The organism is Lysinibacillus sp. CD3-6 (assembly GCF_006351725.2).
Taxonomy (GTDB): domain Bacteria; phylum Bacillota; class Bacilli; order Bacillales_A; family Planococcaceae; genus Lysinibacillus.
Genome location: NZ_CP085880.1, coordinates 4,199,025 through 4,224,834, shown reverse-complemented (window position 1 = coordinate 4,224,834; position 25,810 = coordinate 4,199,025). Strand labels below are relative to the sequence as shown.

The 25,810-nt window shown below is 36.5% G+C and carries 23 protein-coding genes; 19 read left to right on the top strand and 4 right to left on the bottom strand.

The window, feature by feature from the left end; all coding sequences use genetic code 11:
• Positions 1–127: 127 nt before the first annotated feature.
• Positions 128–844 (top strand): cysteine hydrolase family protein, encoded by a 717-nt coding sequence (locus tag FH508_RS21000; RefSeq protein ID WP_173479634.1) that lies wholly within the window; start codon positions 128–130, stop codon positions 842–844.
• A gap of 13 nt (positions 845–857) precedes the next feature.
• Positions 858–2,201 carry an APC family permease gene (locus FH508_RS20995; RefSeq protein ID WP_173479633.1) on the top strand — a complete coding sequence of 448 codons (1,344 nt, stop codon included), beginning with the start codon at positions 858–860 and terminating at the stop codon, positions 2,199–2,201.
• 87 nt (positions 2,202–2,288) lie between these two features.
• Here FH508_RS20995 and FH508_RS20990 read toward each other — a convergent pair whose 3' ends face one another.
• Complete coding sequence (locus FH508_RS20990) at positions 2,289–3,182, bottom strand: 3-hydroxyacyl-CoA dehydrogenase (RefSeq protein ID WP_139860702.1); 894 nt, start codon at positions 3,180–3,182, stop codon at positions 2,289–2,291.
• Positions 3,183–3,345: 163 nt separating this feature from the next.
• Here FH508_RS20990 and FH508_RS20985 point away from each other — a divergent pair, with 163 nt between their 5' ends.
• Positions 3,346–4,428 (top strand): LuxR C-terminal-related transcriptional regulator, encoded by a 1,083-nt coding sequence (locus FH508_RS20985; protein ID WP_139860700.1) that lies wholly within the window; start codon positions 3,346–3,348, stop codon positions 4,426–4,428.
• A 790-nt stretch (positions 4,429–5,218) separates the two neighbouring features.
• On the opposite strand, the gene FH508_RS20980 is transcribed toward FH508_RS20985, so the two are convergent.
• Entirely contained in the window at positions 5,219–5,929 is a 711-nt protein-coding gene (locus FH508_RS20980; protein ID WP_173479632.1) for a FadR/GntR family transcriptional regulator, read from the bottom strand.
• A gap of 224 nt (positions 5,930–6,153) precedes the next feature.
• Between FH508_RS20980 and FH508_RS20975 the strand changes: the two genes are divergently transcribed.
• Both FH508_RS20975 and FH508_RS20970 read left to right on the top strand, forming a co-directional pair.
• Positions 6,154–7,539, top strand: a complete 1,386-nt coding sequence (locus FH508_RS20975) for an FAD-binding oxidoreductase (protein WP_173479631.1) — start codon at positions 6,154–6,156, stop codon at positions 7,537–7,539.
• A gap of 11 nt (positions 7,540–7,550) precedes the next feature.
• On the top strand, positions 7,551–8,534 hold the full coding sequence (locus tag FH508_RS20970) for a bile acid:sodium symporter family protein (RefSeq protein WP_173479630.1): 984 nt from the start codon (positions 7,551–7,553) through the stop codon (positions 8,532–8,534).
• A gap of 95 nt (positions 8,535–8,629) precedes the next feature.
• Here the strand turns inward: FH508_RS20970 and FH508_RS20965 are convergent, their stop codons facing one another.
• Positions 8,630–9,223, bottom strand: coding sequence for a TetR/AcrR family transcriptional regulator (locus FH508_RS20965; RefSeq protein WP_173479629.1), 594 nt, complete (start codon positions 9,221–9,223; stop codon positions 8,630–8,632).
• Between the two features lie 140 nt (positions 9,224–9,363).
• Between FH508_RS20965 and FH508_RS20960 the strand changes: the two genes are divergently transcribed.
• The 12 genes from FH508_RS20960 to FH508_RS20905 all read left to right on the top strand — a co-directional run bounded on the left by FH508_RS20960 (position 9,364) and on the right by FH508_RS20905 (position 24,052).
• Positions 9,364–10,134, top strand: coding sequence for an SDR family NAD(P)-dependent oxidoreductase (locus FH508_RS20960; RefSeq protein ID WP_173479628.1), 771 nt, complete (start codon positions 9,364–9,366; stop codon positions 10,132–10,134).
• A gap of 17 nt (positions 10,135–10,151) precedes the next feature.
• The gene (locus tag FH508_RS20955; protein WP_173479627.1) at positions 10,152–10,934 is read left to right on the top strand and encodes a glucose 1-dehydrogenase; all 783 of its coding nucleotides are present in this window, start codon (positions 10,152–10,154) and stop codon (positions 10,932–10,934) included.
• 457 nt (positions 10,935–11,391) lie between these two features.
• Positions 11,392–12,846 carry a benzaldehyde dehydrogenase gene (locus FH508_RS20950; protein WP_173479626.1) on the top strand — a complete coding sequence of 485 codons (1,455 nt, stop codon included), beginning with the start codon at positions 11,392–11,394 and terminating at the stop codon, positions 12,844–12,846.
• A gap of 20 nt (positions 12,847–12,866) precedes the next feature.
• Positions 12,867–13,712, top strand: coding sequence for a methyl-accepting chemotaxis protein (locus FH508_RS24065; RefSeq protein ID WP_173479625.1), 846 nt, complete (start codon positions 12,867–12,869; stop codon positions 13,710–13,712).
• Between the two features lie 483 nt (positions 13,713–14,195).
• Entirely contained in the window at positions 14,196–16,142 is a 1,947-nt protein-coding gene (locus FH508_RS20940) for a lipoteichoic acid synthase (RefSeq protein WP_173479624.1), read from the top strand.
• A gap of 402 nt (positions 16,143–16,544) precedes the next feature.
• Complete coding sequence (locus FH508_RS20935; protein WP_139860058.1) at positions 16,545–17,498, top strand: tRNA dihydrouridine synthase; 954 nt, start codon at positions 16,545–16,547, stop codon at positions 17,496–17,498.
• A gap of 132 nt (positions 17,499–17,630) precedes the next feature.
• A complete protein-coding gene (gene nikA / locus FH508_RS20930) occupies positions 17,631–19,262 on the top strand; it encodes a nickel ABC transporter substrate-binding protein (protein ID WP_173479623.1) in 1,632 nt (543 codons plus the stop codon).
• A 17-nt stretch (positions 19,263–19,279) separates the two neighbouring features.
• Positions 19,280–20,224 (top strand): nickel ABC transporter permease subunit NikB, encoded by a 945-nt coding sequence (gene nikB, locus FH508_RS20925; RefSeq protein WP_173479622.1) that lies wholly within the window; start codon positions 19,280–19,282, stop codon positions 20,222–20,224.
• A complete protein-coding gene (gene nikC, locus FH508_RS20920; RefSeq protein WP_173479621.1) occupies positions 20,221–21,054 on the top strand; it encodes a nickel ABC transporter permease subunit NikC in 834 nt (277 codons plus the stop codon). Before nikB ends, nikC begins: the two co-directional genes overlap by 4 nt.
• A gap of 16 nt (positions 21,055–21,070) precedes the next feature.
• Positions 21,071–21,880 carry a nickel import ATP-binding protein NikD gene (nikD, locus tag FH508_RS20915; protein WP_173479620.1) on the top strand — a complete coding sequence of 270 codons (810 nt, stop codon included), beginning with the start codon at positions 21,071–21,073 and terminating at the stop codon, positions 21,878–21,880.
• A 47-nt stretch (positions 21,881–21,927) separates the two neighbouring features.
• Positions 21,928–22,749 (top strand): nickel import ATP-binding protein NikE, encoded by an 822-nt coding sequence (nikE, locus tag FH508_RS20910; protein WP_173479619.1) that lies wholly within the window; start codon positions 21,928–21,930, stop codon positions 22,747–22,749.
• Between the two features lie 61 nt (positions 22,750–22,810).
• Complete coding sequence (locus FH508_RS20905) at positions 22,811–24,052, top strand: MFS transporter (RefSeq protein ID WP_173479618.1); 1,242 nt, start codon at positions 22,811–22,813, stop codon at positions 24,050–24,052.
• A 434-nt stretch (positions 24,053–24,486) separates the two neighbouring features.
• On the opposite strand, the gene FH508_RS20900 is transcribed toward FH508_RS20905, so the two are convergent.
• Complete coding sequence (locus FH508_RS20900; RefSeq protein WP_173479617.1) at positions 24,487–24,687, bottom strand: alpha/beta-type small acid-soluble spore protein; 201 nt, start codon at positions 24,685–24,687, stop codon at positions 24,487–24,489.
• 191 nt (positions 24,688–24,878) lie between these two features.
• Here FH508_RS20900 and FH508_RS20895 point away from each other — a divergent pair, with 191 nt between their 5' ends.
• Together FH508_RS20895 and FH508_RS20890 are read left to right on the top strand one after the other, a co-directional pair.
• Positions 24,879–25,379, top strand: coding sequence for a YehS family protein (locus FH508_RS20895; RefSeq protein WP_173479616.1), 501 nt, complete (start codon positions 24,879–24,881; stop codon positions 25,377–25,379).
• A gap of 152 nt (positions 25,380–25,531) precedes the next feature.
• The gene (locus tag FH508_RS20890; RefSeq protein WP_173479615.1) at positions 25,532–25,726 is read left to right on the top strand and encodes a hypothetical protein; all 195 of its coding nucleotides are present in this window, start codon (positions 25,532–25,534) and stop codon (positions 25,724–25,726) included.
• The last annotated feature ends 84 nt before the right edge of the window (positions 25,727–25,810 follow it).

Sequence of the window (25,810 nt, the reverse complement as noted above, 5' to 3'; positions counted from 1 at the left end):
GTCGATTCATTTTTAGTTTCTAAATGAGTAGATCATTTTTGTGTTAGACAGATTCTTTTGCACAAAGAATCTGTCTTTTTATTTATCTATAACATATCGGAAATAGAGGGAATTTGGAGGAATTATTATGGAAAATACATCAACATTATATTATGAATTTTTACCGACTGACGGTCAAAAAATAAACGTGAACCCAGATAAAACAGCATTACTAATCGTAGATATGCAACATCAGTTTATTAGCCGAGATGGATTAGATGCACAAGTTGCAAGAGAAAAGGGCATGTTTGAACAATGGGAATACTTCTTTAATCGTATCGACACTTTAACAATTCCGAACAATAAAAAACTTTTAGAGTTTTTCCGTACAAATAAATTAGAAGTAACATTTGGTCGTATTGCATGCCATCATAAAGATGGACGAGATCGTTCTCCAGTACAACGACGTCCAGGTTGGAACAATATTTTATTGCCTATCGGTGACCCAGGAGCGGAGATGGTGGAGGAGCTAAAGCCACTTGATGATGAAATTGTAGTCAATAAAACGACAGATAGCGTATTAAGTGGAACGAATTATGAATTTTTACTGCGCAATATGGGCATTGAAACAGTAGTTTGTACAGGTGTTGTAACTGACCAATGTGTTGCTTCAACCGTTCGCAGCTTAGCTGACGCAGGCTTTGAAGTTATTTTAGTTGAAGATGCATGTGCAGCAGCAACGCAACAGCTTCATGATGCAGAAATTATGATTATGAATCAAATTTATTGCCAAGTGATGAGCACTGATGAAGTAATTGATTTAGTAACGGAAGAACTAGCAAAAAGCAACCCAGTGAATGTGTGAGAGGAAATAGACTATGAGTCAAACAGCCAATAATCATACACCACAGTTAAAGCGTGTTTTAACATTAAAAGATTTAGTCATATATGGTATTGCTTTTATGACACCGATTGCGCCAGCTTATATTTATGGCTTTGCAGCAGAGTCTACAGGCGGCATGTTGCCATTAGCCTACTTGATTGCGATGGTTGCCATGATGTTTTCTGCCTATAGTTACGGTCGAATGGCTGCTGTTTTTCCAAATGGAGGGTCCACTTATACATATACGCAACGTGCAATTAATCCGCATTTAGGTTTTTTTGCAGGGTGGGCAATGTTTATGGACTATGTTTTAGTGCCCCTCATTGTATTTATGGTAGGTGCTTCATATGCGAATGCCTTAATACCATCTGTTCCGTATTGGGTATGGGTCTTATTAATTGCAGGTATTATTACGACTGTAAATATTCTAGGGATTGGTATCGCTGCAAAAACAAATCAAATCCTCGTTATATTTATGGGAATTGTAGTCGTTATTTTCGTGATTTTTTGTGTGAAGACAATTGTTGGTGGGGAAAGTAGTACGTCGCTCTTTTCTGTTGTACCATTCTTCAACGATGAAAAATTCGTTATGTCTGCCATTATTTCTGGTGCAGCAATGGCCTGCTTTTCATTTTTAGGGTTTGATTCGATTACAACGCTTTCAGAAGAGGCAGTTAATCCAAAAGATGATATTTGGAAGGCAGCTATTTTAGCTTGTTTAATTGGAGGACTTATTTTTATTGGACAAGCTTATGTAGCACAGCTCGTATGGCCTGATGTGACAAACTTTAGCTCAGCTGATACGGCTCTATTTGATATAGCGGAAAAAGCAGGTGGTGCCGTTCTTGCAACGCTTTATACTGTTGCGATTATTGTATCGACAATAACAGCTGGTTTAACAGGTCAAGCAAGTGCATCTCGTTTAATGTTCAGTATGGGGCGTGATGAGGTACTTTCCAAAAAGTTTTTCACACATTTACATCCAAAATATCAAACACCAATATACAATATTTTATTAATGTGTGTCATTAGTGTTTTAGGAGCGCTGTTTTTATCAGCGAATTTCGTGGCAGAATTAATGAACTTTGGTGGCCTGACAGGATTTATGTTTGTTAACTTATCAGTAATCGTATATTACTTCTTCCGAAAAAAAGAAAAGAAAATAATTCGATACTTATTAATTCCAGGGTTAGGATTCGGTATTTGTTTCTACTTATTTATTAATTTATCACCGATGACATTGAAGATAGGCTTTTTGTGGCTAGCAATCGGTTTTATTTATGCTTTCATTACGACAAAAGGCTTCAAGAAGAAACCACTCACTTTTTCGGATTTATAAAATACCTTTGCAAGCAGACAACAACGTCGCAGAAAAAAGTGTTAGATTGATGTAAGCAATCTAACACTTTTTCTCTTTTGTCCCAAATTAATTTTGTTTAAGGAAGTCTTTATCCAAATACGCTGGATTCGGATATTTATAAAAACCTTCCCCTGAAGAAGCACCCATTTTCCCTAAATCAATATACTCTGCTTTAATTTTTTCCGCAATGATTTTTGCCATTGGATCTATTTCCGCTTTCATCATATTTAAGTTATATGGTGTCTCCATGCCAACTATATCTAAAAAGCCGAAAGGACCTAATGGTGAGCCTGTTGAAATCATCCAGTTTTTATCAATTGTATGTGGGTCTGCAATATCATTTGCCCAAAGCCCCATCCCAGCACTTAAAAAGGGAACAGATAATGTATTTAAAATATAGCCTGGTTGTTCTTTCTTTAAATGGAATGGAATCATGCCAATTGTACGTGCAAATTCAACGACTTGTTCAGTGTACTGTGGATCAGTACCAGCATGACCCATTATTTCGGCTGTATTGTTTTTCCAAATTGTATTTGCAAAATGTAATGCTAAAAACTTCTCAGGTCGTCCTGTAAATTGAGCAAACTGACTAGGTAGCAGTGTTGAAGAATTGGATGCGAAAACCGTTTTTGCTGGTGCTACTTTTGCTAATTGCGTATAAAATGATTGTTTAATTTCAATACGTTCTGGTACAGCTTCAATTACTAAATCTACATCAGATACTGCCTGTGCTAAATCTGTGTAAAACGAAAAGCTTGTTAACGCTTTAGCTGCACGTGCCGTATCGTTAAAATATTCTCCGTATGTGTTCGATAACGAATCCATACGCTGTTGCGCTGATGCAATAGCATCATCGTTAATGTCATATACATGCACTTCATATCCAGAAAATGCAGTTTGAAAGGCAATTTGACTTCCTAATACACCGCTACCTGCAACTAATATTTTTTTAAATTCCATATTTAATACCTCATTTCTTGATTCGAATACCCTTATATAAATAGTTGAACGAAATAACAAAATAAAGTTGTTACTTATAGAGTGTAAATGATAGAGTAAACGCAAAGATACCTGTAACTGAGGGTATATAATTTTTAATTAAACATGTAAATGTAGGTGTGCTATGACTAAAATAAACTTTCAATATGTATTGTTTCATAAAATTCATCATCAAGATATTGCCTATGCGTGGAATAAGCATTTGCAGTCTAGAAAAGAGTTAAGTGAGCAAGAAATTATTCAAATTGGTTATTGGTATCGTTCTTGGCTGACGTTTTTAAATGGTCAGTTAAAAAATAAAACGATCCAGCGGGAGGAGCTAATTAACTGGGCGACAATGCATAGTCGACTTTTACCAGAAAAATTGCTTACAACATTTCCTTCATTGTCTTATTCCGCTACTAAAGATGTACTTGTCCAAATTAAGCATCCATATACAGATGAAATGTTAATGTATCATGAAAAAGTCCTTGATGTATTACGTCTTATAAACAGCAAAGTAGTACAGTCTCCGATAAAGGCTGATATGAATATAGAGAGTTTGCTTAAGCTACAGCACTTTAGTAAATTGCTTATTCAATTAGATGGAGTAGATCATATGCCAACGATTTTAACGAAAGCACAGGAGAACTTCGGCTATCAACGAGTTACTTTTCATAGCTATAATCCTTGGCTCAATGAATTTTCAGGTGTATATGGCTCTGAGCTACACAAAGTACAAATGCTAAAAGGCAAGCTGGAAGATGAGCCCGTTTTTGCTATTAAGAAGCCACTCTTTTTAGAGCAACCAGCACCATATATAAATGCTATTGCAATTGAATTATTGAATATATCTACGATTATTTTTATTCCAATACAGCAAAATGGACAATTATTTGGTTGGTTAACGTTTGACCAATGTGGAATGCCCTTTTCCTATAGTGAAGAAGAAATGCAACTACTAGAGGAAGCAGGGAACTTATTAGGTTGTTATTTTTCACGGACACGCAGTACACAGCGTCTATTGCATGACTTAAAGCTAACGGATAAAGACTTGGCAGTGCTATTTTTATTAGCAGAAGGATTTAGTAATAAAGAAATGGCAGAGCTTCTCGTTGTTAGTGAGTACACAATTCGTGATTATATACAAAAGCTACAAACGGTATTTAATGCAAAAAACCGTACACAAATCATTGCGACGGCTTTTCGAATGGCAGTTTTAGAATAAATGAAAGCTTTAAAGGAAAGAACGGACGAATCCTAAGAGAGGATTCGTTCAGACTATAGACAACCTCGAAGATTTTCGAGTTTGTCTATAGTCCTTTTTTTATTTAAAATTAATATAGAAGGGATGTCTCCTGCCGTTGATTTCCGCTACGAACGGGCGCTTTCCGCGGGCACACCGTAAGCCGCAACCCTCGCTAGCGCGCGTCTGTTGCGTCTTACGTTTTGTGCTGTTCCCGCAGGAGTCGCCCGCCCTCCGCTCCAATCAACTGGTGTCAATACGCTCTTTCGAATGAAAAAGTTAAAATACAGTACAATTATTGCACTTATTAATATATCTGCTAGTCGTCTGCTATAGTCATTAATTAAACTTAGAGGTCTCCTGCCGTTGATTTCCGCTACGAACGGGCGCTTTCCGCGGGCACACCGTAAGCCGCAACCCTCGCTAGCGCGCGGTCTGTTGCGTCTTACGTTTTGTGCTGTTCCCGCAGGAGTCGCCCGCCCTCCGCTCCAATCAACTGGTGTCAACACGCTCTTTCGAATGAAAAAGTTAAAATACAGTACAATTATTGCACTTATTAATATATCTGCTAGTCGTCTGCTATAGTCATTAATTAAACTTAGAGGTCTCCTGCCGTTGATTTCTGCTACGAACGGGCGCTTTCCGCGGGCACACCGTAAGCCGCAACCCTCGCTAGCGCGCGGTCTGTTGCGTCTTACGTACTGTGTGTTCCCGCAGGAGTCGCCCGCCCTCCGCTCCAATCAACGTGTAGGGCGCTTTATTTGATTCGTTTTCAAATATGATTAAAAAGTGACTCTGTCAATTCTCTTCTTATTTGTTTAATATGCATTTCCATAAGTTGTTTCGCTTGATTAGCATCGCCCGCTGCGATTGCTAAGTAAATTTCTTTATGTTCATCAATCGTTTCTTGTGTACGTTCCTGATCTTTCAAGCGTTGTGTTCGGGTAACTCTGATGGTATCTTGCATATGTTCGCTAAGGGTTTGGAATAATTGCGAGAATATCGAGTTATGTGAGGCGAGTACAATATTTATATGGAAACTTAAATCCGCTTGAATGCCTAATTCCACATCATTTTTTACTTGATTCATCATTTCCAATGCCTGTCCAATTCGTTCTAAATCTTCGGAAGTGGCACGTTGTGAAGCTAAAAAGGCACATTCGACTTCAAGTGTTTGGCGGAGTTCTAACATTTCATATACTAATTTTTTTTCAGTTTTTAAAATGGTAGAGGAGAGCTCTTTGCCTATTGAAAGGCTTTCCTTTGTTTTAATAAAGCTGCCACTGCCTTGTTTAATTTCAATAATTCCTTTGATTTCAAGCTTGCGAAGTGCCTCTCTTACCGAAGTTCGACTGACATTAAAACGGCTTGCTAATTCTCTTTCTGTCGGCAGTTTTTCTCCAGGCTGTAAATCTCCATTTAAAAAATATTCATTTATTTGATCAACAATTACTTGATAGGCTTTTTTCTTAGGTTGCAGCATTCTCTATGTCCTTCCCCTCAATTACCTAGTATTATAAACGCTTTAATCATACAGAAATACTTCATCGTTATCAATTAATGAAAATTAATAATAATTGATATTTTCAGAATATTAAGTATAATAATAATGGTTGGACCAATATAATAGTTTAATAAATTGGTATGACATGTTTGTTTTAAACAACGAAAAACATGAAGGAATGAGAGTAAAAAGGGGAGAAATAAATGATTGCAACAAATGAAGAATTAGTAAATGCTCTACGATGTGCTCTTTCAGAAAGCCAAGTAACGATCAATCAAACAATTTTAGAACAACATAGTAGTGATGAATCTTATCATAGTGTCAGTCTTCCAGATATCGTTGTGTTTCCAACAACGACGGATGAAGTGAGCAAAACAATAAACATAGCAAACCACTACAAAGTACCGATAGTACCATTCGGAAGGGGAACAAGCTTAGAAGGGCATGTAATCCCTTATGATCACGGGATAACGATTGATTTCTCTAATATGAACAAAATATTAGAAGTGAGGGAGAAGGATTTTCTCGTAAAAGTTCAACCAGGGGTAACGCGTTCTCAGTTGAATAAAGAGTTAAAAAAATACGGTTTGTTTTTCTCTGTCGATCCTGGAGCTGATGCAACGCTTGGGGGGATGGCAGCAACAAATGCCAGTGGAACAACATCAGTTAAATATGGAGTGATGCGCGATCAAGTTCGAGATTTAGAGGTCGTTCTATCAGATGGTGAGGTCATTCATACTGGGAATTTAGCAGAAAAATCATCTTCTGGCTATCATTTAAACGGTCTATTTGTCGGGTCAGAGGGAACGCTTGGTTGCTTCACCGAATTGACGCTAAAAGTCTATGGGCTGCCTGAATATGAAATGGCCGCACGAGCTTCCTTCAAAACTGTCAATGATGCGGTCGAAGCAGTCGTAAGTATTTTGCAAGCGGGAATTCCAATTGCACGAGTGGAGCTAGTAGATGAACATTCGATAAAACAAGTGAACTTGCATAGTCATACAGCTTATGAGGAGCAACCAACATTATTTTTAGAGTTCCATGGAAATGAAGCTGGATTAAAGCAAGACGTTGAATTTATGAAAGAAATTGTAGCAGAGCACAATTGTGAAAATATTGAATTCGAGTCCGATAATGCAGCGCGCAATCAGTTGTGGGAAGCGCGTCATAATTTAGCCTACGCCTATGTTCATGGACACCCAGGAAAAAAACTTATGGTGACGGATGTTTGTTTACCGATTTCAGAGTTAGCAGGGGCTATTAAACATGCAAGAAATGCACTGAATTTGTTAGCCCTTACAGGTGGAATTGTGGGCCATGTTGGTGATGGCAATTTCCATGTTCTTTTAATGATTGATATGAATGATTTAGATGAAATAAAAAAAGCTGATGAATTCAATGAATTGATAGTAATGTATGCGCTTGAACGTGGAGGAACATGTACGGGAGAGCATGGTGTCGGTATTGGTAAACAAAAATACCAGGAGAAAGAACATGGCAAAGCATTGCTTGTGATGGAAAAGATTAAGCTAGCGCTCGATCCTGATGGACTTTTCAATCCAAATAAAATATTAAAAATAAAGAAATAGGGAGTGGAAATATGAAAATTTTAGAAGCCATTAGTACAATAGCGGGAAAATACTTTGCTGTATGGGTCATTTGTATAGCTGTTATTGCCTTTATAATTCCTGATCCATTTTTAATATTTGGAGGATATATAACGATTTTGCTAGGCATCGTTATGTTTGGTATGGGGCTGACGTTAAAGGCGGTTGATTTCAAACTGATTTTAACGAATCCTGTACCAGTTATCATTGGTGTATGTGCACAATATATAATTATGCCACTGACAGCCTTTTTAATAGCTTATATTATGAACTTACCTGCGGAATTAGCTGCGGGGCTAGTCCTTCTCGGTTCTGTCCCAGGAGGCACTGCTTCTAACGTTATGGTGTATTTAGCGAAAGGCAATGTACCGCTATCAATTACAATGACATCTTTTTCAACGTTATTAGCCCCAATTGCAACACCATTAATATTACTATTACTTGCAGGTAAATGGATGCCTGTAGATCCAATGGCAATGTTTACATCAATTATTCAAGTAATTATTTTGCCTATTATTTTAGGTATTGTTATAAGAAGAGTTGCTCCACAAGCTGTAGAAAAAAGCATCAACGTCATTCCTCTTATTTCAGTAGTTGCTATTATCATTATTGTTTCTGCAGTTGTTGCTGGCAATGTTGAGAGCATTGCTTCGGCTGGATTCATTATTTTTACGGCAGTAATGCTCCATAATGCATTCGGATTGCTGTTGGGCTATTTAACAGCACTTATGTTAGGACTGAATGAAAGTAATCGTCGAGCTATTTCTATAGAAGTAGGTATGCAAAACTCAGGTCTAGGGGTGGCGTTAGCGACTGCCCATTTTGGTCCATTAGCTGCCTTGCCTAGCGTCCTTGGTGCTGTATGGCATAATATTTCTGGTCCGATTTTAGCCACTTATTGGTCGAAAAAATCGGAAAACGTAGAGAATCAGCTTAGTAAAAACATACAAGAAAGTAACGTCGGAACACATATTTAACGTGGTTGCTTACAAATAATAATAACGGCGAAGAGAGCTAGCTTCATAAATAAAAGAACGAATTTCCGATGAAGGAATTCGTTCTTTTTTGTTTGTTAAGTGTCGATTTCTTTTATGACAAATCCTCTTGCAAAGGTGTTAAAAATTCGATTGAGACGCTCTGTCATTTCACCAGGTGTCGCATCAAAATCTTGGGCAATCCAGTCCAAAATCAAGCCAGCTGTCCCGTAAGCCATATAGCGCTTTTGGGAATAATCATCAACAACAGATACGCCGTAATGAATATCAAATTTTTCCTTGAGCAAATTAAAAATCGCTTCAGGTAGTTGCTGGTGTATGCGAGGCAACGTATCTTCTAACAGTAGCAATGTGAAGTAATCACGGTGATCGTAAATGTAATATAACAATTCAAAGGAGTTCGTTGTCAACTCCTGTACTTTCACACGACTATTACTTTCATACTTAGACATACTGTTATATTGAATAGCTTCAAACATTTCTTCCATTAACTCTTCAACAAGATCATCTATATTTTGATAGTACACGTAAAAGGTAGTTCGATTATATTGAGCATACTCAACAATGTCTTTCACAGTAACAGCACTAAATCCCTTTTTATGTACCAGATCAATAAATGCCTTTTTCAAAAAATGTTTTGTACGTAAAGCTTGATTGGAATTAGATTTCATCAAATTTATCTCCTACATTAGACAGATTGATAAAAAGTGTTGGTTTCTTCGACATTATAGCAAATATTAAGGATGGCTTACAGAAAGTCAAACCGATTAAACTATATATGTAACAACAATGTTTAGGGGAGGTACAAAAGATGAGATTTGAAAATAAAGTTGTCATTATTACAGGTGCTGCAGGAGGTATCGGTAAAGAGATTGCTCGCAAACTTGCAGGCGAAGGGGCTAAGTTAACATTAGTGGATTTAAATGAAGCTGCTGTGAAAGCGGTTGCAGAGGAACTTAACTTAGGTGAAGATCGTGTACTGACTTTAAAGGCAGATGTTTCAAAAGAAGCAGAAGTAAAAAATTATGTAGACCAAACGGTATTAAAATTTGGTCGCATTGATGGCTTTGCAAATAATGCAGGTGTTGAAGGGCCAGCAAAAATTTTAGAAGAAATAACTGAACAAGATTTCGATTTCGTATATAGCATTAACGTAAAAGGTGCTTTCTACGGATTAAAATATGTACTGCCAATTATGAAACAGCAAAAAGCAGGTTCAATTGTCAATACAGCCTCTGTCGCTGGATTAATCGGTTCGCCAAATATGATGTTATATAATTCGTCGAAGCATGCTCTAATGGGCATTAATAAAGTAGCTGCATTAGAAGCTGCTCCATATAATGTACGCGTAAATACAGTAAACCCTGGTGTTATTAATACACAAATGATGCGCCAGATTGAAGCAAAAGTTGCACCAGGTGCAGCAGAAGCAGCACAATCCGCATATCAAGAGGCAGTGCCAATGAAGCGCTATGGTGAACCAAATGAAGTAGCAAATGTCATTGCATTTTTATTATCAGATGAAGCTTCTTATGTAAGTTCTTCATCTTACACAGTAGATGGGTCACTATATAATATTTAATAACGGAGGAAAATAATATGAAACGTTTTGAAGAGAAAGTAGTCATCGTAACAGGTGCAGGATCTGGTCTTGGACAAGCAGCGACACTTCAATTAGCAGAAGAAGGTGCTAAACTAGTATTAGTCGACTTGAATGAAGCAGGTTTAAAAGAAACTGAAGAAAAAGTGTTAGCCGTTTCACCACAGGCTGAACTGTTATTAATTGCAGCAAACGTAGCAGATGAAAATGCTGTCAAAGATTTTGTTGATGCGACTGTTGAGAAGTTCGGCAAAATTGACGGTTTCTTTAACAATGCAGGTATCGAAGGAAAACAAAATTTAACAGAAGACTTTGGGATTGATGAGTTCCAAAAAGTTGTGTCAATTAACTTAAATGGTGTTTTCTACGGTATGAAATACGTTTTAAAAGTAATGAAAGAACAAGGATCAGGGTCAATTGTCAATACAGCATCTGTAGGCGGTATTCGCGGTGTTGGAAATCAATCAGGCTACGCAGCGTCTAAACATGGTGTTGTCGGATTAACACGTAACTCGGCAATCGAATATGGACAATTTGGCGTTTCAATTAAAGCAATCGCACCAGGTGCCATAATGACACCAATGGTTGAGGGCTCTTTACGTCAAATTGGTGGAGATAATTGGGAAGAGGTAGGGAAAGAATTCGTTAAACCAAACCCAATGCGCCGCTTCGGTAAACCAGAAGAAGTTGGTTACTTAGTTGCCTTCCTTCTTTCAAACCAAGCAAACTTCATTAATGGTGTTGTAGTGCCAATCGATGGTGGACAATCTTATAAATACTAATTATGGTGGAGAGCTACGATAGCAATCTCCAATAGTAAGAAAGGTGAAATTGACTACGTTCAATTTCACCTTTCTCTTTTTTAAATTGTTTTAGCGAGGCATCGAAATACTGAAATAAATGCTAACTAACAATAAATACAGATAGTCAGATATTCGCCGTATGTACGGAGACGGAGCTATTTTGGGCTATCGGTAAGATGAGTAAGGAGCGCCTTTCATTACCAATTTGAGGACTTTGGGTCAAATGTAATGAGTAAAACAGATTATATAAAGAAAAAAATTTAAAACGATAAGGTCCTTTTTGTAGATGGGGAATTTTAAAAATAGGGACAAAGCATAATATGAGTAAGCTGTAATTAGAAAGAAAAACCTACAAAAATTTTTTTATTTTATAAATTTTTCTAAATATTTGTCGATATTTGTATTACACACGTCGATTAAACTTGGAGGTTATAAAATGGATATTAAAAATTTAGGAAATCAATTTATAGGTGGGGAATGGAGAGAAGGACAAAGTAATAGCCTTTTACATGACATAAATCCCTATTCAGATGAAGTCATAACAGAATTTAAATTAGCAAACGTTTCTGATATTGATTATGCATATCAAGCCGCGCAACAAGCGAAGCAAGAATGGGATAAAGTAAACCCATATAAAAAGCGTGATATTCTTGAAAATGCAGTGAAATATATTGAAGAAAACGAAGAGGCCATTACATCGATTATTATGGATGAATTAGGTGGGACAAGATTAAAGGCTGCTTTTGAAATTGGTCTTGTTAAGAATATTATTAAAGAGGCTGCAACTTTCCCAATTCGCATGGAAGGTAAGATTTTACCTTCAACAATCGATGATGTAGAAAACAGACTTTATCGCATTCCAGCAGGCGTTGTTGGCGTCATTAGTCCATTTAACTTCCCATTCTTTTTATCGATGAAATCTGTAGCACCTGCATTAGGTGCTGGGAACGCTGTTGTATTAAAACCTCATGAAGATACACCTATTACAGGTGGAACATTAATTGGAAAGATTTTTGAAGAAGCTGGTGTCCCAAAAGGATTAATGAATGTTGTTGTAACGGATATTAATGAAATCGGGGATGCATTTGTTGAGCATCCAATTCCAAGAATTATTTCCTTCACAGGCTCAACAAAGGTAGGAAGTTACATTGGTCAAGTAGCGATTAAAAATTTCAAAAAGCCATTATTAGAGTTAGGTGGCAATAGTGCATTTATCGTATTAGAAGATGCAGATATGGATTACGCAGTTGGTGCTGCGACATTTAGTCGATTCACACACCAAGGGCAAATTTGTATGTCAGCAAACCGCATTTTAGTGCAGAAATCGATCTACAATGAGTTCCTTGACAAGTATGTAGCGAAAGTTTCTTCACTGAAAGTTGGTGATCCAAGAGATCCTGAAACAATCATTGGCCCAGTCATTAATGATCGCCAAGCAGCTAACCTAGAAGCAATGATTGAAAAAGGCATTGCTGAAGGTGCGAAAGCCGTTATTAAAGGTAATATTAAAGGTAGAATGGTAGAGCCAACGATTTTAGCAGATGTAACAACAGACATGAGTGTGGCACAAGAAGAGCTATTTGGCCCAGTTGTTTGTGTTATTCCATTCGAAACGGAAGAAGAAGCTATTCAAATCGCAAATGATACTCGTTTTGGGTTAAGCGGTGCAATTCATACGGCTAACCTTGAACGTGGTGTAGAAATGGCTAAGAAAGTACATACAGGTATGATTCATGTAAATGATTTAACAATCAATGATGAACCAAATGTTGCATTTGGTGGCGAAAAACAATCAGGTATCGGTCGCTTAAACGGAGAATGGAGCCTTGAGGAGTTTACAACTTTAAAATGGATTTCTGTAAACTATAGCAAAAGAATTTTACCTTATTAAGGACAAAGGGGTCGGAAAATATGCAAGAAGCAGATGTAATTAGTGCGTTTATTAAAGTAGCTCCTTTGTTAAACGGGCTTATTCAAGACGATATTACGGTAGGCATTTACGATACTGAGAAACTAATCATTAATATTCCAGCGAAGACATTCGCTTTAAATGTTACGCCAGGGGATCCACTTGTTGAAGGTGATGTCATCACAAATGCGATTAAAGCGAATAAATCTTTATCAGCAGTTATACCGAAAGAATTATTCGGCTTCCCACTTGTTGCAAGAGCTATCCCGCTTCACGATAGTACTGGGAAAGTAATTGGTGGGGTAGGCATTGGAACAAGTTTGGAAAAAGCTCATAAACTATTTGAAATGGCTGAAAGTTTCTCTGCGATTGTAGAGCAAACGGCCGCTTCTATTGAAGAAATTAGTGGCTCAGTAGGCAATTTATCCGACCGCGTGAAAGATATGACCTCTTCAATGAAAGATGTGAGTTCAAGTGCGGAGGAAATTGGTCAGATTTCTTCTGTAGTCAAAGGAATTTCAGATCAGAGTAATTTATTAGGTTTAAATGCGGCAATTGAGGCTGCACGTGCAGGCGAACAGGGTAAAGGATTTGCAGTAGTGGCCGATGAAATACGTAAGCTTGCTACAAATTCGAAGCAAAATGCAGATCAAATTAATCATATTACAAAAAATATTCAACAGCTTCTAAAAGTGTTAAATCAATCATTTGCAGAAGTCAACACATTAACAGATACGCAATCGGGTTCAATCTACGAGTTTTCTTCAACGATTCAAGAAATAAGCTTGAAAGCTCAACAATTAGCACAATTTGCTGAAGAGATTTTATACGATAAGGAAAAAAAATAGAGAGAAATTTTAAAGATTAAAGATGTGCTCAAGGAAGAGCGTGTCTTTAATCTTTTTTCATTATCCCATATGCTGCTGTTTAATATATGAATTGTGAAAAACGTAATTACCCGTAGAAAAATTATTTGATGATAAAAAAAGCTCAGTTTTACTATAGCAGGAATTTGACCAACTGAAACTACCAACACATAGTATGAGGCTGTGGAGTGGTTGAATTTAAGCGAGATGAAAAGGGAAATTTACCCCCGCAAATGTTAGTAAAAACTAACGTTTGCGGGGTGTTTTTATGGCAGGCTTTCCAGTAATAGTGAGGGACGAAACTTATTCACTTGCAATATCGTCTACAACTTGACAGAAGTATGAAAACGGGAGTATTATACATTAGCCGCCGAAAAAAAGCTATAGTGAAGTAATAATTTTCCGAAATTTATACTTATAATCTAATCTGGATTAATTTTAAATAAGTAATAGGTAGGTGCAAAAATGAAAAATCTAGTAAGTAAAAACTTATTAAACAAATTTTTAGGGATTTATATATTAGCTGTTTTAATGTTATGGGTTAAAACATACATCGCTCAAACAGCACAATTTGATTTAGGTGTAGAAGGAGCACTTCAACATTTCCTTTTACTATTAAATCCGCTAGGTTCAGCAATGCTATTCCTAGGGTTCTCATTTTTATTTAAAGGAAAGAAAAAATATACTTCACTCGTTGTAATTTACACGCTTATGTCTATTCTTTTATATGCAAATGTTGTTTATTACAGATTCTTTAGTGATTTCATTACATTACCGACAATCTTCCAAACACAGAACTTTGGCGATTTAGGTGGTAGTATTCTTTCTTTATTAAAACCTTATGATATTTTGTTCTTTGTCGATGTATTGGTCATGATATTCCTACGTTTCTCAAGAAAAGTAGAAAAAGAAACAACTCGTGTTGAATACAAAAAAGCATTCGCAATTATTGCTTTTGCGTTAGTTGTATCAGTTGTAAATTTAGGATTAGCGGAATCTAGTCGTCCGCAACTGTTATCTCGTGGTTTTGATAGAAACTATATTGTGAAATATCTAGGAATGTATAACTACACTATTTATGACACAGTAGAAACGATGAAAGCATCTTCAGAGAGAGCATTGGCAGATAGTAGTGATATTACAGAAGTAATTAACTATACAAAGTCTAACTATGCCAACCCTAATCCAAAATATTTTGGTGCGGCAAAAGGAATGAACGTTATCTATTTACATTTAGAATCATTCCAAAACTTCCTAATCGACTATAAATTAAATGGTCAAGAAGTTACACCATTTTTAAATTCATTAGCAAAAGATCAAAATACATTGTACTTTGATAATTTCTTTCATCAAACAGGACAAGGTAAAACGTCTGATGCGGAATTTATGTTAGAAAACTCTTTATTCGGATTACCACAAGGTTCTGCTTATATTACGAAAGCACAAAATACGTACCAAGCAGCACCAAGTATTTTAAAAAATTATGGTTATACTTCAGCTGTCTTCCACGGCAACAACGGAAGCTTCTGGAACCGAAATGTCATTTATAAATCATTTGGATTCGATAAATTTTATGATGCTAGTTATTATGATACAGCCTCTTCAGATAACATGGCTGAATATGGTTTATTAGATAAACCATTCTTTGAACAATCTCAAAGTCTTTTAAGTTCTTTACCACAACCGTTTTATACAAAGTTAATTACGGTAGGGAATCACTATCCATATAAAATGAATCAAGACTTAGTAACAATCGATAAAGCTACTACTGGAGATGCAAGTGTAGATAATTATTTCCAAACTGCACGTTATGCAGATGAAGCAATCGAGCAGATGTTCAATCAACTAAAAGAATCAGGCTTATACGATAATACGATGATTGTTCTTTATGGGGACCATTATGGTATTTCAGATAATCATAATGCGGCGATGGAACAAGTTATGGGTAAAGAAATTACACCATATGAAAGTGCTAATTTACAACGCGTACCACTATTCATTCATGTTCCAGGAATGCAAGGTGAAACAAACCATACTTATGGTGGACAAACTGACCTTCTTCCAACATTATTACACTTACTTGGAATTGATACGCAAAACTATGTTCAATTTGGTTCAGACTTATTATCAGAAGAGCACAATGAAATTGTACCATTTAGAAATGGTGATTTTGTAAGTCCTTCGATTTATTCAATTAATGAAAAATATTATGATAACAAAACAGGTTTACTATTAGATGATAGTCAATTAGAGTCTGCGAAAGCTATGAAAAAAGAAGTAGACTTTAAATTAGGCTTATCTGATAAAGTAGTGAATGGAGATTTATTGAGATTTTATACACCTACAGGATTCACGCCAGTAGATCCGTCTAAGTTTAACTACAGCAAAGATGAGAGTGTAGAATCTAAATAATGACTAGAGGGCAGTTCAAGAAGAGGTATTAGATATTAAAGCGTTTATAATAAGACTGCTTTAGGATATCTTCCCGTCTACTTGAATTGCCCTTTTTTATATGAATACACACGGGGCTCTTCCTATTTTAATTTTCGTGAAAGCATAAAAAGCAGACGGTTTAAAAGTGCAAACATGCATTTCTAATTGGCTATCTGCTTTTATTTCTAAGTATCAAAATAAATCAAAATGAAAATCTAGTTAAAGATGAATCTGTGTGAAGATAAATTAAAAAAGCTAGGTTATACTATAATAATGACTTGCCTACTTGAACTTACAACATGGCATAACTGTGTAACAAGTAGAAGCATTATAGGGAGCAGAATGGAATAGTGTCTCCCATTATGAGAGGATTTGAAGGATATGACAGATAATTTTTGGCGGGATTTACCGCGACCATTTTTTGTACTTGCACCAATGGAAGATGTGACAGATGTCGTGTTTCGTCATGTAGTAAGTAAAGCAGGTAGACCAGATGTATTTTTCACAGAGTTTACTAACTCGGATAGCTATTGCCATCCTGAGGGTCAGAAAAGTGTGCGAGGTCGTCTACTTTTCACTGAAGATGAACAGCCAATGGTTGCACATATATGGGGAGACAATCCTGAATATTTCCGACAAATGAGTATTGGAATGGCAGAGCTAGGCTTCAAAGGCGTAGACATTAACATGGGCTGTCCTGTACCAAATGTGGCAACGAGAGGGAAGGGTAGCGGTCTAATTTTACGCCCAGACGTTGCTGCGGAGCTAATCGAAGCAGCTAAAGCGGGCGGCCTGCCTGTAAGTGTAAAAACAAGACTAGGTTTCACTGAAGTAGATGAGTGGAAAGAATGGCTAACACATATTTTAAAGCAAGATATTGCCAATCTTTCTATCCATCTTCGTACGAGAAAAGAAATGAGTCAAGTAGACGCTCACTGGGAGCTAATTCCAGAAATAAAGAAATTGCGCGATGATATTGCACCTAATACACTTCTAACAATCAATGGGGACATTCCTGACCGTGAAACGGGCATGAAGCTTGTTGAACAATATGGTGTTGATGGGGTTATGATTGGTCGAGGTATTTTTAAAAATCCGTTTGCTTTTGAAAAAGAGCCGAAAGAACATAGTAGTAAGGAATATTTAGATCTTTTAAGATTACAGCTTGATCTTCAAGACAAATATTCGGAGGAGCTACCACGTTCAGTTACAGCACTACATCGCTTCTTCAAAATCTATGTTAAAGGATTCCGCGGAGCGAGCGAATTAAGAAATCAATTGATGAATACAAAGACAACAGATGAAGTACGCGCATTGCTTGATAGGTTTGAATAAAACGTGTGCCAGTCACTCAAACAATTTTGAATTGTTTGAGTGACTGGCACCTTTTTTTTCTTGACAAAAAAAAATCACGTTTTTAATATATAATTGATAATGATTATCAATATCAATGAGGAGGTAATTTTAATGCTTTGTGCAATAAATAAATCGGGAGTTTTTTTAACATCTTTGTTTATTTTGTTGCTGTCAACAGTATTGTTTGGTTGTACAAAAGCTAATGAGGAGACTACACCTGCAACGGGTGAGAGCGAAGAGGTACAAAATATACTAACGATGGCTTGGCCAAGAGATGTAGGTGAAATGAATCCACATGTTTATAACCCTACTCAATTATTTGCCCAGTCGATGGTGTACGAACCATTAGTAAGCTATCAAAGCGGTGGTGAGTTAAAACCGCATCTTGCCGAGGCGTGGGATGTGTCTGAAGATGGAAAAGTTTATACATTTCAACTTCGTAAAGACGTAAAGTTTTCTGACGGATCAGATTTTAATGCAGAAATTGTGAAAAAGAATTTTGATACGATTATGAACAATCTCCAATTACATAGTTGGTTGGGTTTTCTTTCTAAAATAGAGCGTACGGACGTAAAGGACGAAAATACGTTTCAAATAACATTAACCGAGCCGTATTATCCAACAATCCAGGAATTAGCCGTCGTTCGACCTGTTCGCTTTTTAGCTGAGGCTGGATTCCCGAAAGATTCCGATACTTCAAAAGGTGTTGAGCAAGCAATAGGTACTGGCCCGTGGATTTTGGATGAACATAAGGTTGATGAGTATGCAGTGTACAAACGGAACGACAATTATTGGGGTGAAAAGCCAAAAGTGGAGAAAATAATGGTGAAAGTCATTCCTGATACAGAAACAAGGGTACTTGCCTTTGAAAAAGGTGAGGTAGATTTAATTTTCGGTGAAGGGGTTATTAGTTTAGATTCCTTCTTACAATTACAATCGACTGGTAAATATAACACTAGTATTTCAGAGCCAGTTGCAACGAGATTATTGGTGATGAATACAAAGGTAGAGCAGCTGTCTGATGAGCGTGTTCGCCAGGCTTTACATTATGGGTTTAATAAAGAATTAATGGTTGAAGGAATTTCCTCAGGTTTAGAAAAAGTAGCAGATCGTATTTTATCAACGAATTTTCCGTATACATCCAACATTGAAGTGAAGTCGATTCAATATGATGTTGAAAAAGCCAAGTCTTTATTAGACGAAGCAGGCTGGATTCTTCCAGAGGGCAAAACAATTCGTGAAAAAGATGGACAACAGCTTGAAGTGGAAATAATGTACAATTCTGCGGAAACGATTCAAAAAGTAATGGCGGAAACGCTGCAATCAGAATGGACTGCCATCGGTGTGAAATTAAATATTGTGCCGCTAGAATTGGCAGAACAAATTCAAAGATTCAAAGATAATAATTTTGCAATTAATTTCTTTAGTAACTATGGTGCTCCTTATGATCCGCATACATTTATTAATATTGTCGCAACAGAAGGCTTTGGATTTAGTGAAGCCATATCTGCTTATCCGAACAAAGATGAATTGCTAAAACAAATGACAGAAGTTCCTAAAACTACAGATGAAAAAGAGCGTCAACAATTATACGCAGCTATTTTATCATCTCTACAAGATCAAGGAGCTCTTGTTCCTATTTCCTATTTAAGCCAGACAGCGGTCTATCAAAAGAACGTCTCAGACTTCACATTCCCTGCTAATCGAGACGAGCACCCATTCACAGGAATTAGCATTAAATAGTGAGCTAGGGGGATTTGATGGGTACTTATATACTTAAACGAATTACGTCGATTATTCCCGTTTTTCTTTTGGCTACACTTCTTACATCTGGAATGATCCACCTTTCGCCTGTAGATCCTGCTGAGGCGTATTTAGCAGCAGCTCATATTCAACCAACAGATGAAATATTAGCTCAAAAAAGACAAGAATTTGGCTTAGATCAACCATTTTATAAACAGTATATAAACTCTATTATAAAAATAATTCAGCTGGATTTTGGTAACTCATATGTTTCGAAAATGCCTGTTTGGGACGAGGTTACATCTAAAATACCAGCCACTATTCAGCTAGCTCTAGGAAGTTTATTAATAGCGGTGGTGTGCAGTGTTCCACTTGGGTTCTTAGCGGGTGTAAAGAAGAACAGCGTGATTGATTATATTAGTCGATTACTTTCGTATATGGGAGCATCGATTCCTTCTTTTTGGCTAGGATATATATTGATTTTTTTCTTTTCTGTCAAACTGAATCTATTTCCAGTGGAGGGCATTGGGACATGGCAGCATCTTGTTCTGCCCTCCATTACATTAGCTGTCCCTTTAGTGGCGATGTATACAAGGCTGTTGCGTGCAAGTGTATTAGAAAATTTACAGGAGCCATATGTATTATTCGCTCGGACGAGGGGGATAAAAGAAACAATCATTATGGCAAAGCATGTTTTAAGGATTGCGATTTCTCCAATGATTACTGGATTAGGAATAAATCTTGGAAAACTTTTAACTGGTGCAATTATCGTTGAAACGGTGTTTTCTTGGCCAGGGTTTGGTCGCTATTTTATTGAAGCGATCTTAAATCGTGATATACCGATTATTCAGTGCTATGTGTTAATTGCCGCTTGTTTATTTATTATTAGCAATTTAATCGTAGACCTTATTCAAATGTATATTGACCCCCGTATTTCAAGGAAAGAAGGGCGTCTTCAATGAGAATAAGAATACGTACATTGTTGAAACATCAGAAAGCAATTACTATTTGTTCAATTATGTTAGCTATCCTATTTATTATCGCAATCTTAGCTCCTTGGATAGCACCAAATGATCCTGTTGCGGTTAATTTAGCTTTTAAGCTACAATCACCATCTTGGAAGTTTCCGTTAGGAACAGATCATTTAGGAAGATGTAACTTGTCACGGATATTATATGGTGCCCGCATTTCATTGGGCTTTGCTATTCTTATTTTTATTTCTTCATTAGTTATTGGTTTAATAGTAGGAACCATTTCAGGTTATAAGGGCGGATGGATCGACTATATGTTGATGAGATTATGTGATGGTATTTTGGCATTTCCCAATCTCATTCTTATTCTTGGTTTAGTGGGCATATTTGGCCCAGGTCTACCACAAGTTATTTTAGCGTTAATGCTTGTGCAATGGGTATATTACGCCCGAATTTTCCGAGGAATGGTCCTTAGTCTGAAGGAGCAGAACTTTATTGCAGCTGCAAAAATTAGTGGCTCCTCGCAACCAAAAATAATTAAAAAGCATATTATTCCTAATGTTCTTCCGCCACTAGTAGTAATTGGTACATTAGAAATTGGCTGGGCTATTATCGACATATCGGCGCTATCCTTTTTAGGCTTTGGGGTACAACCTCCTTTACCAGAATGGGGAGCGATGATTCATGAGGGCAAAGCATATATTCGGACAAATCCTGAATTAATGCTGTATCCAGGCTTGAGCATTATGCTTGTGATAATTACTTTTAATGTATTAGGAGAAGCTTTAGCGGAACGTTACGGTATTAAACGAAGATTTTAAAAAGGAATGAGAAGGTTTGGAAGCTGAACAAAGCAAGGTATTAGATGTAAAAAATTTATATGTCAAAGTTAAAACCCAAAATGGCGATGCTATCCTCGTTCGAGATATAAATTTTGAATTGAATCGCGGGAGAATACTTGGACTTGTTGGGGAAAGTGGAAGCGGTAAAACAATCACCAGTATGTCTATTCTTCAGCTTTTGGATAAGAAGACAACTACCATTGTTGGTAGCGTTGCACTACAAGGAAGAGAACTGAATGGCTTAAATGAGAAAGAAATGCGAAAAATACGTGGTAAGGATATAGCATTTATTATGCAAAATCCTATGAATGCTTTTACACCTGTTTTTACTATCGGTCACCATCTAATTGAAACAATACGCTCTCATACACAGTGGAGTAAAAAACAAGCTAGAGAGCTTGCTATTGAGGCTTTGCAACATGTGAACTTACCTAATCCTGTAAATATTTTAAAACTGTATCCTTTTCAATTAAGTGGCGGTATGCTGCAGAGGGTGATGATTGCTACTGCTGCATGCTTACACCCAGCCGTTATTATTGCAGATGAACCAACAACTGCTCTTGATGTAAACAATCAGAAGAAGGTATTGCATCATTTAGATCAAATTCGGTCTGAATATGGCTCAGCGATTTTATTAATTTCTCATGATTTAGGTGTTATTTCAGAAATGGCCGATGAAGTAGTAGTTATGCAAAACGGCAAAATAGTCGAACAGGCTGATGTGTTCCAATTATTTAATAAGCCACAGTCTGACTACACGAAGAGGCTATTAAATGCGCGATCAATTTTTCATTTAGATGAATAAGTTTGGTTCTTGAATGAATAATGATGGACATTTAAGAGGGGTGAAACATGAGTTTATTACAAGTAAAGGATGTATCACATAGCTATGGATTCGAATTCCGCACCTTTTTCAAGTGGAACAATCGTCCTAAAAAAGTACTTTCTAGTATATCTCTTTCAATTGATGAGGGCATTTGCTTAGGCATGCTCGGGACGAGTGGTGCTGGTAAAAGTACTTTAGGAAAGGTGATTCTTGGTTTGGAACGGCCACAATATGGACAAGTACTGTTTCAAGGGTATGATATTTACACAGCAGATAAGCATACTCGTCGAAAAATTCGCCGAAATTTACAAGCTGTTTTTCAAGACTCTTACTCGTCCGTTAACCCTCGAATGACGGCAGAACGTATTATAGCAGAACCGCTTGAAAATTATGAAAAGCTTACAATAGCTGAGCAAATGCGATTGGTTATTGAATTATTGGAAAGGGTAGGGCTTAGTGAAAACGATTTAAAAAAATATCCACATCAGTTTAGTGGTGGCCAATTGCAACGTATTAATATAGCAAGGGCCCTTTCACTTAAACCAAAGCTAATTGTTTTGGACGAATCTGTCAGTAGTTTAGATATGGTGAATCAAACGCTTATTTTAGGGTTGCTTAGAGACCTCAAAAAGGATTTTGGATTATCTTATTTTTTTATTACACATGATATTAAAGCTGCCTGTGCAATTAGTGATACATTAGGCGTATTAGAAAAAGGACAATTAGTCGATTTATATACATCAAAACAACAATTTTTTACTGCAGATCACCCTGTTGTAAAGGAAATGATAGGCTCTATGCTGCCTGAGCATCCACAACATCGGTGCCAGTCACTAAAACAATTCTAAATTGTTTTAGTGACTGGCACTTTTTCATATATTTTAGTAAAAGCCAATAGGAGTAGATTTAATGGACAAACAAAATAGCAAATACAGGTGGATTGTATTTGTTGTTGTATTGTTTACGTATTTGTTAATGGCAAGTCAGCGAACAGCTCCTGGATTAATTACAGAACAATTAATGCGTGATTTTCATGTCACAGCATCAACGATTGGCTTGTTAACGAGTATACAATTTTTTGTATATACGAGTTTGCAAATTCCAATGGGGATTTTAGCTGATCGTTATGGCCCGAATTTTTTCTTAATTATTGGTGCGACGCTTACAGGTTTCGGCACAATTATTTATAGTTTTGGTACCCACGAATTTGTCTTATTCTTTTCCAGAATACTTACGGGAATAGGGGATGCGACCATATGGGTTAATATGGTGCTTATTTTAGCTCAATGGTTTTATCGAAAGGAATTTGTTCGGTTAATTGGCATAGCAGGCATGACAGGGAGCCTTGGTTTTTTATTAGCGACAGTTCCTTTCTCCGCATGGATAGATTTACTTGGTTGGAGAGCAGCATTTTTCTCAGCGGGGTTATTATTATGTATATGTGGCATTGTTCTTTATTTTGTACTTGTAAAAAAGCCGAAATTACTTTTTAAGGATGAGCAAGTATTGGTCACAGCAGAGGGGCAACGAGAAAAACCATTTGTTTTAGTGAAAAGAATATTTTCACATCCGCAAGCATGGGCTCTATTTTTTTGTCATTTCGGTGTTGTAGGTGGCTATGTAGGGTTTATTAGCTCATGGGCTGTACCATATGGGACGAATATGTATGACATGACACGTTCGGATGCAAGTCAATTCATTATGGTAGGTCTTATTGGGGCACTTATTGGAGCGCCTTTAACTAGTTGGATATCAAGTAAGGTAGAAACAATAAAAAAGCCATATATAATCGTTCATATTACCGTTTTACTCGGATGGTGTTCGTTCTTACTATTCAAAGGGTATCCTTCCTTGTTTCTGCTCATGCTATTATTTTTTATTATAGGCTTTGGATACGGTGCAAGTGCCCTAACGTTTGCGGCTGTACGACAATCATTCCCGTTAAATGAAGCGGGTATAGTTTCAGGGTTTGCGAATACAGGTGGTTTTTTAAGTGCTGTCTTACTACCGATTATTTTCGGATATTTATTGGATTATTTTCAATCTACTACAGGTAATTTAGCTAATGGCTATTACTATGGATTTTTTGCGCCAGTTATTTTCTCCATTATTGGTTTGTTTGGCGTGTTGTTCTTTAAAGAAAAGCGTTGAGAACTATGACCTCATAAGGGAAATGTATACCCATTTAGTATAAGTGAAAGATTATAATTTACGTTTATCGGGAAAAATGAAATTAATGTGAATTAAAATAACGCTGTAGTTGGTAAAATTATTATAGTAATAGAGCAGTTTAGTTGAAGAAATAGAAGTAGAAGGGTATTTTAAATAGGTAAACTAAAGTGGTGGAATTTTATCAATTTCATGCATAGCGAAAAAATTTTGTTCCACTTTACGTATGGGAAGGAGCAACAACGTTTTGGGTATAACTAGTATGGTCGGATACGTAATTATAGGTGCGTTACTTATTCTTTTATTAGTCTTCGTTATTGTTATGATTAACGGAGCGAAGAAAAGTAAAAAATAAAATTAAGTGCCAGTCACTAAAACAATTCAGAATTGTTTTAGTGACTGGCACTTTTTTTAATTTAGTAACCTTTTGCTCTTTTTTCAGCCATTTCTACTAGTCGTTTTGTGATTTCGCCACCAACTGAACCATTAGCGCGAGAAGAAGCATCTGGCCCAAGTTGTACGCCGAATTCTTGTGCAATTTCATATTTCATTTGATTGACAGCTTCTTGTACGCCAGGTACTTGGAGCTTATTTGAACTTCGATTGTTGTTAGCCATTTTTCTCACCTCCTTGTGCTATTAGAATGGTCGCAAGCATGTTTTTCATACATTTTAAAAGAAGGAAATGTGCAAACTATATACTATAGTTAGGAATAACAGGAAAGCAGCTAAAAATGCAATTTACTCTGTTATAATAAATCCTGGCTCTTAAAATTAAGGATTAGCTAGAAGATCAAGGAGGTTTTGATATGACGAATAATGATATTTTAATTCGTTTACGATATGCGCTAGATATTAAAAATACGGATATGGTGGAAATTTTTAAGCTAGGTGGTATGAAGTTTTCAAAAGAAGATATATTAAACATGCTTATAAAAGTTAAAGATGAAGCAGAAGAGGACATTCCTGATAATTACATCAAATGTAATAACAAAATGGTAGAGGCATTTCTAAATGGTTTAATTACATTTAAACGTGGTGCCCAACAATCTAAACAAGGGCAACCAGAAGGACCTCCAGCAGTAACAGGAAATGAAAGCCCGAATAATATGCTAATGAAAAAAGTGAAAATTGCAATGGCTTTAACTACCGAGGATATGCTGGATATTTTATATGAAGGTGGCGTGTCCGTATCGAAAGGGGAACTCGGTGCAATTTTAAGAAATCCTAGCCATCGTAACTACAAAGAATGCGGTGATCGATTTGTAAGGAATTTTTTAAAGGGATTAACATATAAATATAGAGACTAAGAAACAAACATTCCATAAATAAAAAATATATTGTAAAAGTACCATTTTTTTCTTTTATCCATTGCAATATGTGACGAAATTGTGTACACTTGAATTGACACAAAGTTGTCACAAAAGGGAAAAGAAATGTTCATGAACAGAGGGGTGCTTTTATGATATTTTTTGATCTTATTTTAATTGTTGTTTCTTGCATTAGTATTCCATTAATAGTAGCTATCATGTTAGATATTTTTTATGCAGAACACAAAAAAGTTCGTTTTTCATTACGCCGTACTTCAGTATGGTATATGTTTGTTTTTGCTCTATCCTTTATTCCATCTGTGTTACTCGTAACACAATTTACATGATTTTCTTTAATAAACATTTAGGGGTAAGTGTTTATTACTAGCTGAGCAGCGACACGTTTTATCACGTGTTGCTGCTTTTTTGTA

Excerpts from the sequence above, each read along its gene's own strand:
- FH508_RS21000 (WP_173479634.1), top strand. The coding sequence starts at position 128 with ATGGAAAATACATCAACATTATATTATGAATTTTTACCGACTGACGGT.
- FH508_RS20995 (WP_173479633.1), top strand. The coding sequence starts at position 858 with ATGAGTCAAACAGCCAATAATCATACACCACAGTTAAAGCGTGTTTTA.
- FH508_RS20990 (WP_139860702.1), bottom strand. The coding sequence starts at position 3,182 with ATGGAATTTAAAAAAATATTAGTTGCAGGTAGCGGTGTATTAGGAAGT.
- FH508_RS20985 (WP_139860700.1), top strand. The coding sequence starts at position 3,346 with ATGACTAAAATAAACTTTCAATATGTATTGTTTCATAAAATTCATCAT.
- FH508_RS20980 (WP_173479632.1), bottom strand. The coding sequence starts at position 5,929 with ATGCTGCAACCTAAGAAAAAAGCCTATCAAGTAATTGTTGATCAAATA.
- FH508_RS20975 (WP_173479631.1), top strand. The coding sequence starts at position 6,154 with ATGATTGCAACAAATGAAGAATTAGTAAATGCTCTACGATGTGCTCTT.
- FH508_RS20970 (WP_173479630.1), top strand. The coding sequence starts at position 7,551 with ATGAAAATTTTAGAAGCCATTAGTACAATAGCGGGAAAATACTTTGCT.
- FH508_RS20965 (WP_173479629.1), bottom strand. The coding sequence starts at position 9,223 with ATGAAATCTAATTCCAATCAAGCTTTACGTACAAAACATTTTTTGAAA.
- FH508_RS20960 (WP_173479628.1), top strand. The coding sequence starts at position 9,364 with ATGAGATTTGAAAATAAAGTTGTCATTATTACAGGTGCTGCAGGAGGT.
- FH508_RS20955 (WP_173479627.1), top strand. The coding sequence starts at position 10,152 with ATGAAACGTTTTGAAGAGAAAGTAGTCATCGTAACAGGTGCAGGATCT.
- FH508_RS20950 (WP_173479626.1), top strand. The coding sequence starts at position 11,392 with ATGGATATTAAAAATTTAGGAAATCAATTTATAGGTGGGGAATGGAGA.
- FH508_RS24065 (WP_173479625.1), top strand. The coding sequence starts at position 12,867 with ATGCAAGAAGCAGATGTAATTAGTGCGTTTATTAAAGTAGCTCCTTTG.
- FH508_RS20940 (WP_173479624.1), top strand. The coding sequence starts at position 14,196 with ATGAAAAATCTAGTAAGTAAAAACTTATTAAACAAATTTTTAGGGATT.
- FH508_RS20935 (WP_139860058.1), top strand. The coding sequence starts at position 16,545 with ATGACAGATAATTTTTGGCGGGATTTACCGCGACCATTTTTTGTACTT.
- nikA (WP_173479623.1), top strand. The coding sequence starts at position 17,631 with ATGCTTTGTGCAATAAATAAATCGGGAGTTTTTTTAACATCTTTGTTT.
- nikB (WP_173479622.1), top strand. The coding sequence starts at position 19,280 with ATGGGTACTTATATACTTAAACGAATTACGTCGATTATTCCCGTTTTT.
- nikC (WP_173479621.1), top strand. The coding sequence starts at position 20,221 with ATGAGAATAAGAATACGTACATTGTTGAAACATCAGAAAGCAATTACT.
- nikE (WP_173479619.1), top strand. The coding sequence starts at position 21,928 with ATGAGTTTATTACAAGTAAAGGATGTATCACATAGCTATGGATTCGAA.
- FH508_RS20905 (WP_173479618.1), top strand. The coding sequence starts at position 22,811 with ATGGACAAACAAAATAGCAAATACAGGTGGATTGTATTTGTTGTTGTA.
- FH508_RS20900 (WP_173479617.1), bottom strand. The coding sequence starts at position 24,687 with ATGGCTAACAACAATCGAAGTTCAAATAAGCTCCAAGTACCTGGCGTA.
- FH508_RS20895 (WP_173479616.1), top strand. The coding sequence starts at position 24,879 with ATGACGAATAATGATATTTTAATTCGTTTACGATATGCGCTAGATATT.
- FH508_RS20890 (WP_173479615.1), top strand. The coding sequence starts at position 25,532 with ATGATATTTTTTGATCTTATTTTAATTGTTGTTTCTTGCATTAGTATT.